This is a genomic window from Alphaproteobacteria bacterium HT1-32 (genome assembly GCA_009649675.1).
In the GTDB taxonomy this organism is placed as follows: Bacteria; Pseudomonadota; Alphaproteobacteria; order Rhodospirillales; family HT1-32; genus HT1-32.
Window position 1 is genome coordinate 2,131,656 of the sequence record WJPL01000001.1, and the last position, 12,813, is coordinate 2,144,468.

General features: G+C 56.1%; 15 protein-coding genes and 1 tRNA gene. 9 read left to right on the top strand and 7 right to left on the bottom strand.

The features are described from left to right. Position 1 precedes the first annotated feature (1 nt). On the bottom strand, positions 2 to 514 hold the full coding sequence (locus tag GH722_10130; protein MRG72131.1) for a histidine phosphatase family protein: 513 nt from the start codon (positions 512 to 514) through the stop codon (positions 2 to 4). Positions 515 to 669: 155 nt separating this feature from the next. Here GH722_10130 and GH722_10135 point away from each other — a divergent pair, with 155 nt between their 5' ends. Next, positions 670 to 1,521, top strand: coding sequence for a phytanoyl-CoA dioxygenase (locus GH722_10135; protein MRG72132.1), 852 nt, complete (start codon positions 670 to 672; stop codon positions 1,519 to 1,521). 53 nt (positions 1,522 to 1,574) lie between these two features. On the opposite strand, the gene GH722_10140 is transcribed toward GH722_10135, so the two are convergent. After that, positions 1,575 to 2,162 carry an urease accessory protein gene (locus GH722_10140; protein ID MRG72133.1) on the bottom strand — a complete coding sequence of 196 codons (588 nt, stop codon included), beginning with the start codon at positions 2,160 to 2,162 and terminating at the stop codon, positions 1,575 to 1,577. A 94-nt stretch (positions 2,163 to 2,256) separates the two neighbouring features. On the opposite strand from GH722_10140, the gene nikR reads away from it, so the two are divergent. Continuing rightward, positions 2,257 to 2,727, top strand: a complete 471-nt coding sequence (nikR, locus tag GH722_10145) for a nickel-responsive transcriptional regulator NikR (protein MRG72134.1) — start codon at positions 2,257 to 2,259, stop codon at positions 2,725 to 2,727. Positions 2,728 to 2,754: 27 nt separating this feature from the next. Here nikR and GH722_10150 read toward each other — a convergent pair whose 3' ends face one another. After that, a complete protein-coding gene (locus GH722_10150) occupies positions 2,755 to 5,277 on the bottom strand; it encodes a PAS domain-containing protein (GenBank protein ID MRG72135.1) in 2,523 nt (840 codons plus the stop codon). On the opposite strand from GH722_10150, the gene GH722_10155 reads away from it, so the two are divergent. Further along, the gene (locus GH722_10155; GenBank protein MRG72136.1) at positions 5,258 to 6,601 is read left to right on the top strand and encodes an MFS transporter; all 1,344 of its coding nucleotides are present in this window, start codon (positions 5,258 to 5,260) and stop codon (positions 6,599 to 6,601) included. The two genes, GH722_10150 and GH722_10155, sit on opposite strands and share 20 nt — an antisense overlap. A 15-nt stretch (positions 6,602 to 6,616) precedes the next feature. On the opposite strand, the gene GH722_10160 is transcribed toward GH722_10155, so the two are convergent. Next, positions 6,617 to 7,066 (bottom strand): winged helix DNA-binding protein, encoded by a 450-nt coding sequence (locus GH722_10160; protein ID MRG72137.1) that lies wholly within the window; start codon positions 7,064 to 7,066, stop codon positions 6,617 to 6,619. Between the two features lie 97 nt (positions 7,067 to 7,163). Here GH722_10160 and GH722_10165 point away from each other — a divergent pair, with 97 nt between their 5' ends. The 5 genes from GH722_10165 to GH722_10185 all read left to right on the top strand — a co-directional run bounded on the left by GH722_10165 (position 7,164) and on the right by GH722_10185 (position 9,865). Continuing rightward, positions 7,164 to 7,574, top strand: coding sequence for a glyoxalase/bleomycin resistance/extradiol dioxygenase family protein (locus GH722_10165; protein ID MRG72138.1), 411 nt, complete (start codon positions 7,164 to 7,166; stop codon positions 7,572 to 7,574). Then, a complete protein-coding gene (locus GH722_10170) occupies positions 7,571 to 8,041 on the top strand; it encodes a VOC family protein (GenBank protein MRG72139.1) in 471 nt (156 codons plus the stop codon). Before GH722_10165 ends, GH722_10170 begins: the two co-directional genes overlap by 4 nt. An 11-nt stretch (positions 8,042 to 8,052) precedes the next feature. Continuing rightward, entirely contained in the window at positions 8,053 to 8,406 is a 354-nt protein-coding gene (locus GH722_10175; protein ID MRG72140.1) for a DUF1428 family protein, read from the top strand. Positions 8,407 to 8,768: 362 nt separating this feature from the next. Further along, a complete protein-coding gene (locus GH722_10180; protein MRG72141.1) occupies positions 8,769 to 9,389 on the top strand; it encodes an NAAT family transporter in 621 nt (206 codons plus the stop codon). Between the two features lie 95 nt (positions 9,390 to 9,484). Beyond that, positions 9,485 to 9,865 (top strand): DoxX family membrane protein, encoded by a 381-nt coding sequence (locus tag GH722_10185; protein ID MRG72142.1) that lies wholly within the window; start codon positions 9,485 to 9,487, stop codon positions 9,863 to 9,865. A gap of 319 nt (positions 9,866 to 10,184) precedes the next feature. Here the strand turns inward: GH722_10185 and GH722_10190 are convergent, their stop codons facing one another. After that, positions 10,185 to 11,090, bottom strand: coding sequence for a LysR family transcriptional regulator (locus tag GH722_10190; protein ID MRG72143.1), 906 nt, complete (start codon positions 11,088 to 11,090; stop codon positions 10,185 to 10,187). Between the two features lie 104 nt (positions 11,091 to 11,194). Here GH722_10190 and GH722_10195 point away from each other — a divergent pair, with 104 nt between their 5' ends. After that, positions 11,195 to 11,845: a DUF2306 domain-containing protein gene (locus GH722_10195; GenBank protein MRG72144.1), complete on the top strand. Its 651-nt coding sequence runs from the start codon at positions 11,195 to 11,197 to the stop codon at positions 11,843 to 11,845. Positions 11,846 to 11,902: 57 nt separating this feature from the next. Here the strand turns inward: GH722_10195 and GH722_10200 are convergent. Beyond that, positions 11,903 to 11,977 (bottom strand) — tRNA-Val (locus tag GH722_10200). Positions 11,978 to 12,038: 61 nt separating this feature from the next. Continuing rightward, a complete protein-coding gene (locus tag GH722_10205; GenBank protein MRG72145.1) occupies positions 12,039 to 12,719 on the bottom strand; it encodes an HAD-IA family hydrolase in 681 nt (226 codons plus the stop codon). Between the last annotated feature and the right edge of the window lie 94 nt (positions 12,720 to 12,813).

Genomic DNA, 12,813 nt, shown 5'->3' on the forward strand with positions numbered 1-12,813 from the left:
CTCAGGCTATATCTCGCGGACGGATGAAGTCGGTCAGCCTGGCTCTGCCGGCGTCGAGTTCCGACCAGTCACCGTGAAAGCTAAGGACGGCAAGTCCGGCTGTCGGAAATTTCTTCTGGAGTGACCGGCGTCCCTTGCTTTGCTGATCATCCGCAAGGCTGAGGGCGAGTTGCTGAAGATCCGGGTTATGGGCGATCAGCAGGCAGGTCTCTGCGGCGGGGTCGACCGTCCGCAGGGCGGCGAGCAACTGATTCTGGCCAGCGAGATAAAATGAGCGGTCGATTGTGACAGCGGGTCTTGTCTTCAGTTCTGCGGCGACCAGCTTCCAGGTTTCAAGGGCCCGTGTTGCAGATGACACCAGTGCCTGATCCAGCGAAGGTGCGTTGTCGCGTAACCATTTTCCGATCAGCGGTGCAGCATTCTGACCACGTTCGTTCAGAGGGCGGTCATGGTCGCTGAGATTAGGATTTTCCCAGGTCGATTTGGCGTGTCGCAGAAGATAGAGAACTGGCATGTCGGAACATATGGCCTGACCATAGCTGTTGCCAAGCACTGGCGCTGACAATCCGGGTCAAAGCCCGGTAATTTTTCGGTCGTCATTTCATCCGGTTTCTGCGCAGGATATAGTCCGGTCATAATAAGCAAATAAACAAAGCAAGCAGGTGGGAAATGCCAAAATATCTGAGTGATCAGCAGGTCAGCAGCTATCAGGAACAGGGTTTCGTCTCTCCGGTTAACGCCCTGACGGCGGAGCAGACGGCGCATTACCGCGCTCGTTTTGAAGCCTATGAGGCAGCGAATGATGGTTGGTATGAGCTGTCAAAAGGCCAGAAGCTTCATCTGTTGCAGACTTGGGTCTGCGAGCTGGCCACGAATTCGGTGATTCTGGATGCGGTGGAGGATGTCCTGGGGCCTGATATTTTCTGCTGGGCGACCAGCCTGTTCATCAAGGATGCGGGCACCACGAATTTCGTTTCCTGGCATCAGGATTCAACCTACTGGGGTCTCAGCAAACCGGATGTTGTTACGGCCTGGGTCGCCCTGTCGCCGGCCAACCGGGTTAGTGGCTGTATGAAAATGTGGCCGGGCAGTCAGAAAATGGATCAGATGGAGCATGTCGACACCCTGTCGAAAGACAATCTGCTGACCCGGGGACAGGAAGTTGCGGTTGCGGTGCCGGAAGCAGAGTCAGTTCTGTGCGAACTCGATCCGGGGCAGATTTCCCTGCATAATATCCGTACTGTTCATGCCTCCGAACCAAACCGTTCCGATGACCGCCGGATTGGTGTGGCCATTCGCTATATTGCACCGGATGTCCACCAGATTCATGCTGCGGAGGACAGTGCGATGCTGGTTCGCGGCGAAGATAGATATGGTAACTTCATTCATGAGGCACAGCCAAAGGCGGATATGGACGCTGCTGCCCGTGCTGAACATGCGCGGATTATGGAACTGCGTCAGGGCGTCTTGTATAAGGGCGTTCAGGGCAAACCGGCACATCTGGAAAAGCCTGCCGGATAAGGTCTTCTGGAACCGCAGGAGACCGGGGTTGTTATAGCCCCGGTCTCGATATTCTAGATGGTGAAAAGGGTGACGCCGGTCGCAGCAATAATCCCGCCGCTTAAACGCAGAGCATTCGGAGCGGCTTTTCTTCCGATCGTCTGAACGATGATACTCAGGCCGATTCCAGCAATATGTAGTATCCCCGTAGCTGCAACAAAGCCGATGCCATATTCAATTCCGCTGACATTTATCGGCATTTCTGTGCCGTGCGCATGGCCATGAAATACGGCCATCAGCCCGACCAGAAACATGGCAACAACTGTTGGCATTTTTTGTCCGGCAGCAATCAGACATCCCAGTCCGACAACGGATCCGACGATACCAAGTTCGACATAAGGAACTGCAATGCCGCTCATGCCGATAAAACCACCGATAATCATCATCCCGACAAATGATGCCGGCACGAGCCACAAGGATTTTCCGCCGATCTGGGTCGCCAGAATACCAACCGCAATCATGGCCAGCATATGGTCCAGTCCGCCAACCGGATGAACAAACCCGGCTGAAAACCCTGTTGTGGTTCCGGTATCTGTATGGGCAAAGGCTGGTGAGGCAGCCAGCACCAGAATAGCCGCAGCCTGGAAGATGTATCGTTTCATGAGGTATCTCCTGATATTATCGTGAATCCAAGAAAGTATGACGAATTTTAAAATTATCATACTCTTGAGGCGTGGCAATAACGGATGACCCTGTATGGAACGAATCACTGTGACGATAGATGACGACCTGCTGGAACAATTCGACAGGTTTATCGAAATGAAGGGCTACGCAAATCGCTCCGAAGGGGTACGGGATGCCGTCCGGCAAATGCTTGCCGGTCAAAGGATTTCAGAGAACGAAGATGCGCGTAGCCTGGGCTGTGTCGTCTACATGTATAATCATATGGAGCGGGCTCTATCCTCCCGGCTCGTTGAAACCCAGCATCATCATCATGATATCCAGACAGCAACAATGCATCTTCACATTGACGCTGAAAACTGTCTTGAGGCGACGATATTGAACGGAACGGTCAAGGAAGTTCGTAAACTGGCTGATCAAATTACGGCGCAAAAAGGTGTGAGGCATGGATGTCTTCACCTCATTCCTCTTGATGCTGAAGAAAATAACGGACAGGAACCCCTGCTGGATTCAGAAAGCGGAGCTAGCAGCAAGCCCCAGATGTGAAGTCTTCGCTGGTTTTCTGGCCGTGGTTTAAGTCAGGCAGCGTTCGGGGGGCAGGGTTACGATTGCTGTTGTGCCGACGCCTTCCCGGCTGCGCAGTTCCAGGGTACCACCCTGAAGTTCCACCAGTTTTTTTGACAGCGGCAGGCCAAGGCCGACCCCTTCATAATTCCGGGTGAAGGATCCGTCTACCTGACGAAACATTTCCATGACGGAGGACAGGTTTTCTTCAGGAATACCGATTCCTGTGTCTGTGATCACAAAAGACATGCCTTTCTGCGGTGTGTAATCACAGGAAAAGGAGACCACCCCGCCGGGGTCCGTGAATTTGACGGCGTTAGCCAGAAGGTTGACGAAAATCTGTTTCATCCGTCGTTCATCGGCGCGCAATACCGGTATGCCCTCCTGTATTTCCTGCGAGAAGGTGATGCGGCGCTCCCGTACCCGTGAATCGATCAGGCGTGCACAGGATGCCATGATGTCGGATACGGTAATGTCGGATTCCAGGATCGGCATTTCACCGGCTTCGATGCGACTGACATCCAGAATGTCATTGATCAGATCGAGCAGATGCCGTGCTGAATCACAGACGTAATAGGCGTATTCCGTATATTTTTCAGAGCTGTCACCAAAGAACCGGTCCCGGATTGTTTCGGAAAATCCGATGATCGAATTCAGTGGTGTCCGGAGTTCGTGGCTCATGTTGGCGAGAAATTCGATTTTTGCCCGGTTGGCGATTTCGGCTTCTTCGAGCGCAACATTCAGGGCGAGTTCTTTTTTACGAATTTCGGTAATGTCAGCGAAGGAGCCGACCATGCGGGTTGCCTGCCCGTCCGGACCGAATTCTGCCAGTCCGCGGCTGCGCACCCATTTGATGTCGTCCTGCGGGGTTTTTACCCGGAATATGCATTCATAATGAGGCATCCGGCCCCGCAGGTAATTACGTATCGCGGTCCGGTGAACGACAAGGTCTTCGCCCAGAATTCGTTCTTCAAATGCGTGAGAAGATACCGGCATGGCGACCGGGTCATAGCCAAGAATATCAAGCAATGTCGGGGACAGAAAAACGGTGTCAGGTTCGATATTCCATTCCCAGATACCTTCACTGGTCGCCCTGAATGCGAGTTCGTAGCGGGCTTCACTGCGTTTCAGTGCGGCTTCCGTTTCTTTCAGCCTTGTAATGTCGATGGCCTGTCCGGAAAATCTTACAGCCTGGTTGCTGCCGGTTTTTCTGGAGCAATAGCCGGTACATTGCAGCCAGACCCATTCATTGCCCTTTCTTCTGAACCGCAGCTGGCTTGAGTAAAAGTCGGTCTCTCCCTTTATGTGCCGGAGCAGTATTTTCTCATGCTCGATCAGATCGTCCGGATGGATATATTCCTGCAGCCGGAAGTCATGAAACTTCCGCTCATCCAGACCAAGCAGGGTTATCCAACCGCGTGAAAACCACAGATCCTCGGTCTCAAGGTTCCAGTCCCAGAGGTTGGCACCGCTGCCGGAGATGATGAAGTCGAGCCGTTGCCGGGTGAGGCTGGTATCCAGCCGTACGCTTTCGGCTTCTGTAATGTTTCGTCCTGTTCCGCGATAACCGGCGAAGCTGCCATCGGGGCGGTAGTGCGGAGAGCCATTGATAAGAATGATCTGGCGTCCCCCTTCCGGCGTTGTGCGCATATAGCTGAAATCCCGGAGGGGTTCGCGGGAGGCTATGATCGTGTCGTGGTAGGCCCATTTCTCCGCTTCTGCGGCGAGATCGCCAAGATCGGCGAGATCTTTGCGGGTCTTGCCGATTGCAACTCTGGTATCGAACTTGAGTTCCTTGAAGACTTCACCTTCCATCAGGGTGAAGCGGTCATTCTCGTCTGTTGCCCATATCCAGTCGGAAGCGCTGTTTACAAATGCCGCCATATGTTCTGCGGGACTTCTCGCAGAATGTTCAGCTTCCCGGCGGCGGTATTCTGCGCCGACGCGCTGGACGATCAGATGAAAAATTGTCAGGTCATCTTCATCCAGAACAACTTTCTGGTCGTCCATGATGCAGCAATGGCCAACCGGGGCACCATTTGCGTCATGAAAGGGCTGTGCCAGATACCCTTCCGCTCCCAGCTCAGAGAATATTCCGAACAGTGGAAATTCATCCTGCAAGTTGGAATCAAAGAAGATCGATGCCTCCTCCGACCCATCGTAAAGCACGCCGCAGGGGCTGTTCTTCAGCTCATAATGGAAGGGGTCAATCACTGTCTCCCGGTCCATCATGCAGGTGATATTCACACCCGTTCCGGTCTGGTCGAGTTCGCCTGTTGCAACCCATCTGACGCCAAACGCCAGTAGCAGGGCCCGGCTGGCCACCAGATAGAAATCACCTTCTGTCGCTTCGCGGCTGGCTAATAATTCAAGGGCAGCAATCCGGTCGCCCTTTTGCTGCCGGGAAGTCCGATCCGCCTTTGACCTGGTTTTCCGAAAGGTGCTGATATCGGCCTGCCTGAGCTGGAGGTTATGACAACCGTGCGTATCTATTGCCTGTTTTGACAGAACAATGTACTGCCGGTATTGCATAATTTCCAGTGGTGATAACCCTGATGCTTTCCCGCTATTGTTGGTCTGCCGTCTTCGGCATTCTGATCAGCTCACCAGATTTTCAAACCGGATCCCCGCAGATGGCAAGCCCCTCATGATACGACAGCCAGACGGTTTTCCGTTTGTACCCTGGCGCGGCCGGGTAATTCTGTTGCTGGCTGTCCATCTGGTCGGGACGGCGGGTTATATGTCGGTGATGGCGATGGCACCGGTCATCCGTACGGATCTTGGGCTGACGGCAGCAGATTTCGGCTTCTTTCTGTCCGCCTTTTTTGCTTCGCAGGTGCTGACCGCACTGCCATCAGGTCTGATGACAGACCGCTTTGGTGTCGGCTGGACGCTGTCACTGGCGATGCTGATGATGGCCGTAGGGATGGGATTGTTTGCGATGACGCCAGGTTTCTCGGGTGGTGTCGTTGCGATGTTCATCATGGGGCTTGGCTATTCGCTGGTGAATCCGGCAACCGCCAAGGGTGTGCTGACCTGGTATCCGCGAAACCGCCGGGCGACGGCAATGGGCATCAAGCAGTTTGGGGTGCCGGTCGGCGGTGTTGTCGGTGCTGGTGGGGGAATGCTGGTAGTGCTCATCGACTGGCGTCTGGTTCTGATGCTGATTGCCGGTGCGACGCTGGTAATTGGTGGGCTATGGCTGTTGTTTGCGCGCCGCCCGACCCGCGATGATCGTGGTTTTCGCGGTATCCTGAAGGATCTGCGCGCTGTCCTTGGTCATCCCTCACTTGGGATTATCTGCATTTCAAACATTGCTTTCAGTATTGGTCAGTCCAGCCTGTTTGCCTATCTGACCCTGTTTCTGCGTGATGCGACGGCTCTCAGCCAGCCCCTTGCCAGCCTCGGGACCGGGTTGTCGCAGGCGGCCAGTGCTGGTGGGCGGATCGGGTTCAGCTATCTGTCCGATGTCTTCATGGGCGGACGACGAAAATGGATTATCGTCGGGCTGATCATTGCCGGAGGGGCAAGTGTCACAATCGCGGCCTTCGCCAATCCGGGCTGGCCGGCACCCGTGCTGATTCTGCTTGCTGTCGGTATGGGGGGAACGATTGCTTCCTATGCCGCGCTGATTCTGTCGATGACGGTGGAGACGGTAGAGCCACGCCTGTCCGGCGGGGCGATCGGGTATAACGCGCTTGCCTGGTCGCTTGGCGGGGCAATTGGTCCGCCGCTGTTCGGCTACGTGCTTGATATCAGCGGGGCCTATGGTCCGGCCTGGCTCACCATCGCCGGTGTGCTGTTCTTCGGGGCGTTGTTCATGGCTGTTGCCTTCCGGGAAAAGCCTTCGGACTGACCGGCCCGTAGCTGCTCAAAGCCTGAAGGTCAGATCGGTCAGATCTGACCGCAGCTGTTCATTATCATCCCGGCCCAGAACCCGGTCGATTTCATCATGGGTGTCCCGCCATACCGGAACGGCCTGAACCAGAAGGTCGCGGCCGGCGTCGGTCAGATTGAGCAGGCGGCCGCGTTTGTCCTTCGGGTCCGGTGTGATGGCAAGCAGTCCCCGTCGCGCCAGCGGTTTGAGATTTGCCGTCAGGGTCGTCCGGTCCATCGCCAGTAATGTGGCGACATCTGAAATCCGGGGCGGATGGGGACGATTCAGGGAGATCAGCAGGGAATACTGACCATGTGTCAGGTTGAAGGGGCGCAGCGCCTCGTCAAACCGACGGCCGACCGCCCGTGCTGCCCGCTGAAGGTGCAGGCACAGGCAACGGTCACGTACCTCGAGGGTTACGTCAATTGGCAGATCAGCTCTCATGAGATTCAATATATGTTGACATCAACGTAATTTCCAGACTATATCCTCTCCCGGCAAAACAGCCTGTGCGGCAATGGGGCAGGGAGGCCCGTTCAAAGTGACGATCAATCTCTACATCAATCTTCCGGTTGCGGACATCAATCGCTCACGGTCTTTCTTCCAGGAGCTGGGTTTTACCTTCAATGAAACCTTTTCGGACGAGACCGCAATCTGCATGGTCGTCAATGATGGCTGTGCGGTCATGATGCTGTCGCATGAGAAGTTTGCATCCTTCACGCCACGGCCGATAGGAGATGCAAACAAGGCGAGCGAAGTCCTTTGCGCCCTGTCACTGGCAAGCCGGGAGGCGGTTGACCGGATGGTCGCAACGGCGTTGAAGACCGGTGGGGCCGCGGTTCGTGATCCGGAAGATCATGGTTTCATGTATGGTCACGCCTTTGCTGATCCGGACGGGCATATCTGGGAGCCGTTCTGGATGAATCCGGATGCAATGGGTGCCGGCCAATGATCGGGAAAGCAAAAGTCCGCACCTGTTTGTGGTTTGACGGGAACGGACATGAAGCAGCGGCATTCTATGTTTCCCTGTTGCCGGACAGTTTCATCGAAAGCAGTTTTTCCCCGGCACCGGATGGTCCGCCGCTGATTGTTGAATTCACCCTGTCCGGTGCGCCCTACATGGTGCTGAATGGCGGGCCGATGTTCAGTCATACCCCGGCGGCCTCGGTTTCCGTTCTGACCCGCGACCAGCAGGAGACCGACACTCTCTGGTCAAGGCTGATCGAAGGTGGCGGAGAGGAGAAAATGTGTGCCTGGCTGGTAGATCGCTATGGCCTGTCCTGGCAGATCATTCCGGAAATACTGCCGCGCCTGCTGAGCGACGACGACAAGGCTGCGGCCGGGCGGGCACGTGCTGCGATGATGCAGATGAAGAAAATCAATATTGCTGCTCTAGAAGCGGCTTTCCACGCAAACTGAGGAGAGACCAGATGACTTATGTGAATGGATTTGTTGCCGCTGTACCGACAGCCAATCGTGATATCTATCGCGAACATTCGGAAGCCGCTGCTGTTGTGTTTAAAGATCATGGCGCGCTGAAGCTGGTTGAATGCTGGGGTGATGATGTGCCGGACGGCGAGGTGACGTCCTTTCCAATGGCGGTCAAATGCCAGCCTGACGAGACGGTCTGTTTTTCATGGGTCGTCTGGCCGTCAAAGGAAGCCTGCAAGACCGGCTGGGAGAAGATCATGGCGGACCCCAGAATGAGTCCTGAGAACAATCCCATGCCGTTTGATGGCAAGCGAATGATCTATGGCGGTTTTGAGGTGCTGGTCGACCAGTAAAAGACAGCCCTTACGGGGGTATTTGTGACGAGGTGAAGGCTCTCCGGCGGCCGCACCTTCCGAAACCCGCAAAAGCCGGAATATTTCACTCTCAACCTTCTTTTAAGTCGAGACCGGTAACACTATCTGATAGTCTGGTCCTCATTATCCTGTTGCAATGATTGAGGGTATCCGGGGTGTCCCTCTTTCCGGCCTGCCGGGTTTTGCTGTGCGTAACCTTCAGGCTCTGTGCAGTCGGATTCTGCCTCTTCCAGACTATCTTGCTGTTGGTGTTATTATCCTCATAAAAGAATAAAATCAGATATGCCTCGTTTATATTTTCTCCCCGGTCTTTTACTTTCTTCTTCTCTCCGGGTGCTGTGATGGAGTTTGATCCCAGTCGGCTGATTGCGACCTTCATCAGTTTCTTCGCGGTGGTCGACCCGATCGGGACGGTGCCGGTTTTCATCGCCTTCACCACAACGCTGAACGAGGCCCAAAAGCGGAGGGTGGCTGTAAAGGCTACAATCATCGCGGCAATCGTCCTCTGTTTTTTCGTGCTGGGCGGCGAGGTCATTCTGGATGCGATGCAGATACCGCTGGCGGCATTCCAGATTTCCGGCGGGATCATCCTGTTCCTGTTCGCAATGACGATGATTTTTGGTGACAGCAAACCCGATGAAGAAATGAAGATCGGGCAGAAAGCGAAAAGTGTGGCTGTCTATCCGCTGGCCATCCCGTCGATTGCCAGCCCGGGCGCCATGCTGGCAGCGGTTCTGCTGACAGAGAACGACCGTTACAATGTCGTCCAGCAGGCGGTGACAACCGGATTGATGCTCAGTGTGCTGCTGATCACATTCCTGCTGATGCTCATCTCAAGCTATGCGCACCGGCTGATCGGCAATAACGGTGCCAGCGTTATCAGTCGGGTTATGGGCATCATTCTGGCGGCTGTTGCCATGCAAAACTGTCTGGCCGGTATCCGGGAATATTTTCAGTTCTGAACTTCTGTCCCCGGCCAGAAGCGGGTGACGATGCTGGTATGGTTTGTCGTGGCCGTGCTAAAGAAAAATCTGAATTGATGATGAGGGGGACAGTTATGAAATTTTTGGACGGGTTTCAGGAATATGCCTACGCCCTGTTGAGAATTGTCAGCGGGCTTCTGTTCTTATTCCACGGCACTCAGAAGCTGTTCAGTTTCCCGATTGAATTTCCCTACGGTCCGCTGAGCCCGATGATGACCGCCGCCGGTCTTATCGAGGTTGTGGGGGGTGCACTGATCATTGTCGGATTTCTGACCCGCCCCGCCGCGTTTATCTGTAGTGGCATGGCAGCCGTCGCTTACTGGATGGCACACGGCACCAAAGATCTGTTTCCCATCGCAAATGGCGGCGAGCTTGTCGCCCTGTACTGCTTTATCTTCCTGTTCATCGCCACCCGTGGCGCCGGTATCTGGAGCGTAGACCGCCTCCGTGGATGAAGTTTCGGCCTCAACGATATCTGTTCGCCGATCCGCCGGGTAAGGGCGATCAGATAAAGCAGACTGGTACTGACGGGAAAATGGTGGGCCCAACTGGAAAAGTTGGAACCATTTTCTGGACATTCAGGCGGAGTGGAATGCGGCTCTGGGAGAATCTGGCACCTGCTCCGTGCCCGCGCAGTCGGCGACGCCCCGGTTTTCTGATCGTCCGTTGTTTGGGGGCTTCAATGAAGGCAGTAGGCCTCGTCCGCTGATAGCCGAGGCTGTCGCGGACATTGCCCTGGTTTGAGGCGCTGCGACGCCAATTTACTCTGACGCTTCAGGTCGCCCTTGCGGCCGCCTCCACCAGCCCTCGCGCTAGCATGTCGAATACCAATCTGATCCGCCGGTTGGTCTTGAGTTCACGATGCGTCACCAACCAGACGGGAAACTGCAGCGAGGGGAGGCTCGGCAGCACTTTCTCGATGCCCGGCTCGGCCTCGCCCAGAACCTCGGGTTGCATCGAGATGCCGTAGCCAGATTTCACCAGTTCCCATGCGACCACGCCGCTGTCGGAGGACATCACAAAACTCTCGTCCCGCACGGGAATGCCCATGTCATGCAGAGGTGCCATAAGGCGCTCCGGGTCCGCGTTACCGACGAAGGCATGATCTGCCACCTCTCGCGGGGTGCGCGGCCGGCCGGCCCGGTCGAGATAGACGCTTGCGGCATACAGGCTTGCCCGGAAGTCACCGACATGGCGCGCAATCAGTTCCAACTGGTCAGGACGGGCATGCCGGATCGCGATATCGGCCTCACGCTGCATGAGGTTTTGGATGTCATTCGAGCTGACAATGCGCACTCTAATGCCCGGCGCGGTCTGTCGTAGCGGTGCGAGGAGCGTGGGCAAAACCACCGCGGACAACAGGTCGGTTGCTGTGACCGTGACTTCGCCCGTCACCTCCTGCGATTGCCCGTCGGCCGACATCGAGATCAGCCTCGCCGCCTCGCCCATGGCCCGAACATGGTCCAGTAGGTTGCGGCCCTCCTGAGTGAGGGTCAGGCCCCTCACGCTGCGCTCGACAAGCGTGACGCCGAGCGAACCTTCCAGCGCAGAAATCTGCCTGCCGATCGTTGGCTGCGTGGTCTTTAGAGCCCGTGCTGCGCCGCTGAGTGACCCCTCCTCGGAAGTCGCAAGGAACGCCCGCACCTGGTTCCAGTCGAAGGAGATTGCCTGCCAGTTCATGCATATACGTATAGCAGATGGACGAATTTGGGCAATTCACTGTTTGCTAACGTATGGATATACCGGCCCTGGCTTTGAGAGATGCAATGCAAACGAAGGGCTCCATGAAAACTGTCACCCGGCGCGAATGGGCATTACTCGCGATCATTCTGGTTTATTCCTTTGTGCCGACTTTTGGCGGCCTTCTCCGGGTCATCGAACTGGGAGGTGGCCCGTCGATCGTGCCCGAGAATTCGCGCGCCTTGGCCTGTCCCCTGCCAATCGTATTGCACATAGTGAGCAGTTTCCTGTTCTGCACCGTCGGTGCGCTGCAATTCCTGCCGAGCGTGAGGCGCCATTACCCGGCGATGCATCGCGCAACTGGCTGGATGATCGCCGCGGCAGGGTGCGTAAGCGCTTTGACAGGTCTCTGGATGACCCATTTCTTCGCGTTTCCGGATGAACTTCAGGGTCTTCTGCTGTACTGGGCGCGGATTGCGCTAAGCCTGTGGATGGTCGGCCTGATCGCGTGGGCCGTAATTGCAATCAGGTCACGAAATGTCTTGGGACACAGCGCTGCAATGCTCCGCGCCTACGCAATCGGCCAGGGCGCGTCCACGCAAACTGTCCTTGGGATCGGGTGGATGGTTGCTCTTGGGACAGAACCGCTGGGGCCCCTGCGAGACGGTATGATGGTTTTTGCCTGGGGGCTGAACCTGCTGATCGCCGAGCTCTTGATTAGAACGATATTTGCGCCCCGAACTCTGCCAGCCTGAGGAATGCGCCTCGGACACGAGGCGTCTTCAGAACGGATTTGTTTGTCTTATGGAAAATGGTGGGCACGGCTGGGATTGAACCAGCGACCCCTCGCGTGTGAAGCGAGTGCTCTCCCGCTGAGCTACGCGCCCTCTTTTCGGAGGAAGCGGGTGTATATGGTGCGGCCTCTTGGCTGTCAAGCTGGTGCGCGGCTTACAGCTTTGTGAGGGCGGCACCCAGATCGGCGAAATCGTCGAACACCAGATCAGCGCCCAGATCGTCAACGGGCACGCTGGTATAGCCGTGGCGATAAGTGGCGACCGGAATGCCGGCAGCGCGTGCGGCACCGACATCTGCCGGTGAATCGCCGATCATCACAGCGTCTTCGGCGGGGATATCCATCTGCCTGAGGGCCAGGCGGACGGGGGCGGGATCGGGTTTTTTGGCGGACGCACTGTCGCCGCCGACGAGGGCTGTCAGCAGCGGGGTAAAGCCATTGGCATCCAAGATCACCTTGCTCGGGATCACCGGCTTGTTGGTCACGACAGCCAGTTTGACCCCGCGGGCCTGCTCTGCGGTGCAAAAGGCAATCGTATTCGGATTGGGGTGGGTGCGCACTGTGGAGTTGGCGGTGTAGTCAGACATGAAGGCAGCCAGCAGTTCATCATAGCGGGCCTGCTCGGGGATACCGCCGGTCGCGGCAAATCCCCGCTCAATGAGTTTGGCCAGTCCGTCGCCGATCATTGAGCGGACTTCGGCCTCGGTGAGAGCGCGCCTGTCGACCGAGCGGAGAATCCGGTTCAGGGAGTCCCCGAGGTCGGGTGCGGTCTCCAGCAAGGTTCCGTCGAGATCGATAAGAATGGCCCTGAAACGATGTGGTTGCATATCTGACATATTCCGAAACAAACTTTGATTTTGCCGCGAGGCGGTGCACGTGGCATTTTCCGCTGCGTCGCAGGTTGCGGCAACCCTGTTCAACAATTCCCCC

Coding starts and splice junctions, on each gene's coding strand:
- GH722_10160 (MRG72137.1), bottom strand. CDS start 7,066: ATGAGAGCTGATCTGCCAATTGACGTAACCCTCGAGGTACGTGACCGT.
- GH722_10185 (MRG72142.1), top strand. CDS start 9,485: ATGAAATTTTTGGACGGGTTTCAGGAATATGCCTACGCCCTGTTGAGA.
- GH722_10180 (MRG72141.1), top strand. CDS start 8,769: ATGGAGTTTGATCCCAGTCGGCTGATTGCGACCTTCATCAGTTTCTTC.
- GH722_10205 (MRG72145.1), bottom strand. CDS start 12,719: ATGTCAGATATGCAACCACATCGTTTCAGGGCCATTCTTATCGATCTC.
- GH722_10150 (MRG72135.1), bottom strand. CDS start 5,277: ATGCAATACCGGCAGTACATTGTTCTGTCAAAACAGGCAATAGATACG.
- GH722_10135 (MRG72132.1), top strand. CDS start 670: ATGCCAAAATATCTGAGTGATCAGCAGGTCAGCAGCTATCAGGAACAG.
- GH722_10155 (MRG72136.1), top strand. CDS start 5,258: ATGTACTGCCGGTATTGCATAATTTCCAGTGGTGATAACCCTGATGCT.
- GH722_10130 (MRG72131.1), bottom strand. CDS start 514: ATGCCAGTTCTCTATCTTCTGCGACACGCCAAATCGACCTGGGAAAAT.
- GH722_10170 (MRG72139.1), top strand. CDS start 7,571: ATGATCGGGAAAGCAAAAGTCCGCACCTGTTTGTGGTTTGACGGGAAC.
- GH722_10140 (MRG72133.1), bottom strand. CDS start 2,162: ATGAAACGATACATCTTCCAGGCTGCGGCTATTCTGGTGCTGGCTGCC.
- GH722_10190 (MRG72143.1), bottom strand. CDS start 11,090: ATGAACTGGCAGGCAATCTCCTTCGACTGGAACCAGGTGCGGGCGTTC.
- GH722_10175 (MRG72140.1), top strand. CDS start 8,053: ATGACTTATGTGAATGGATTTGTTGCCGCTGTACCGACAGCCAATCGT.
- nikR (MRG72134.1), top strand. CDS start 2,257: ATGGAACGAATCACTGTGACGATAGATGACGACCTGCTGGAACAATTC.
- GH722_10195 (MRG72144.1), top strand. CDS start 11,195: ATGAAAACTGTCACCCGGCGCGAATGGGCATTACTCGCGATCATTCTG.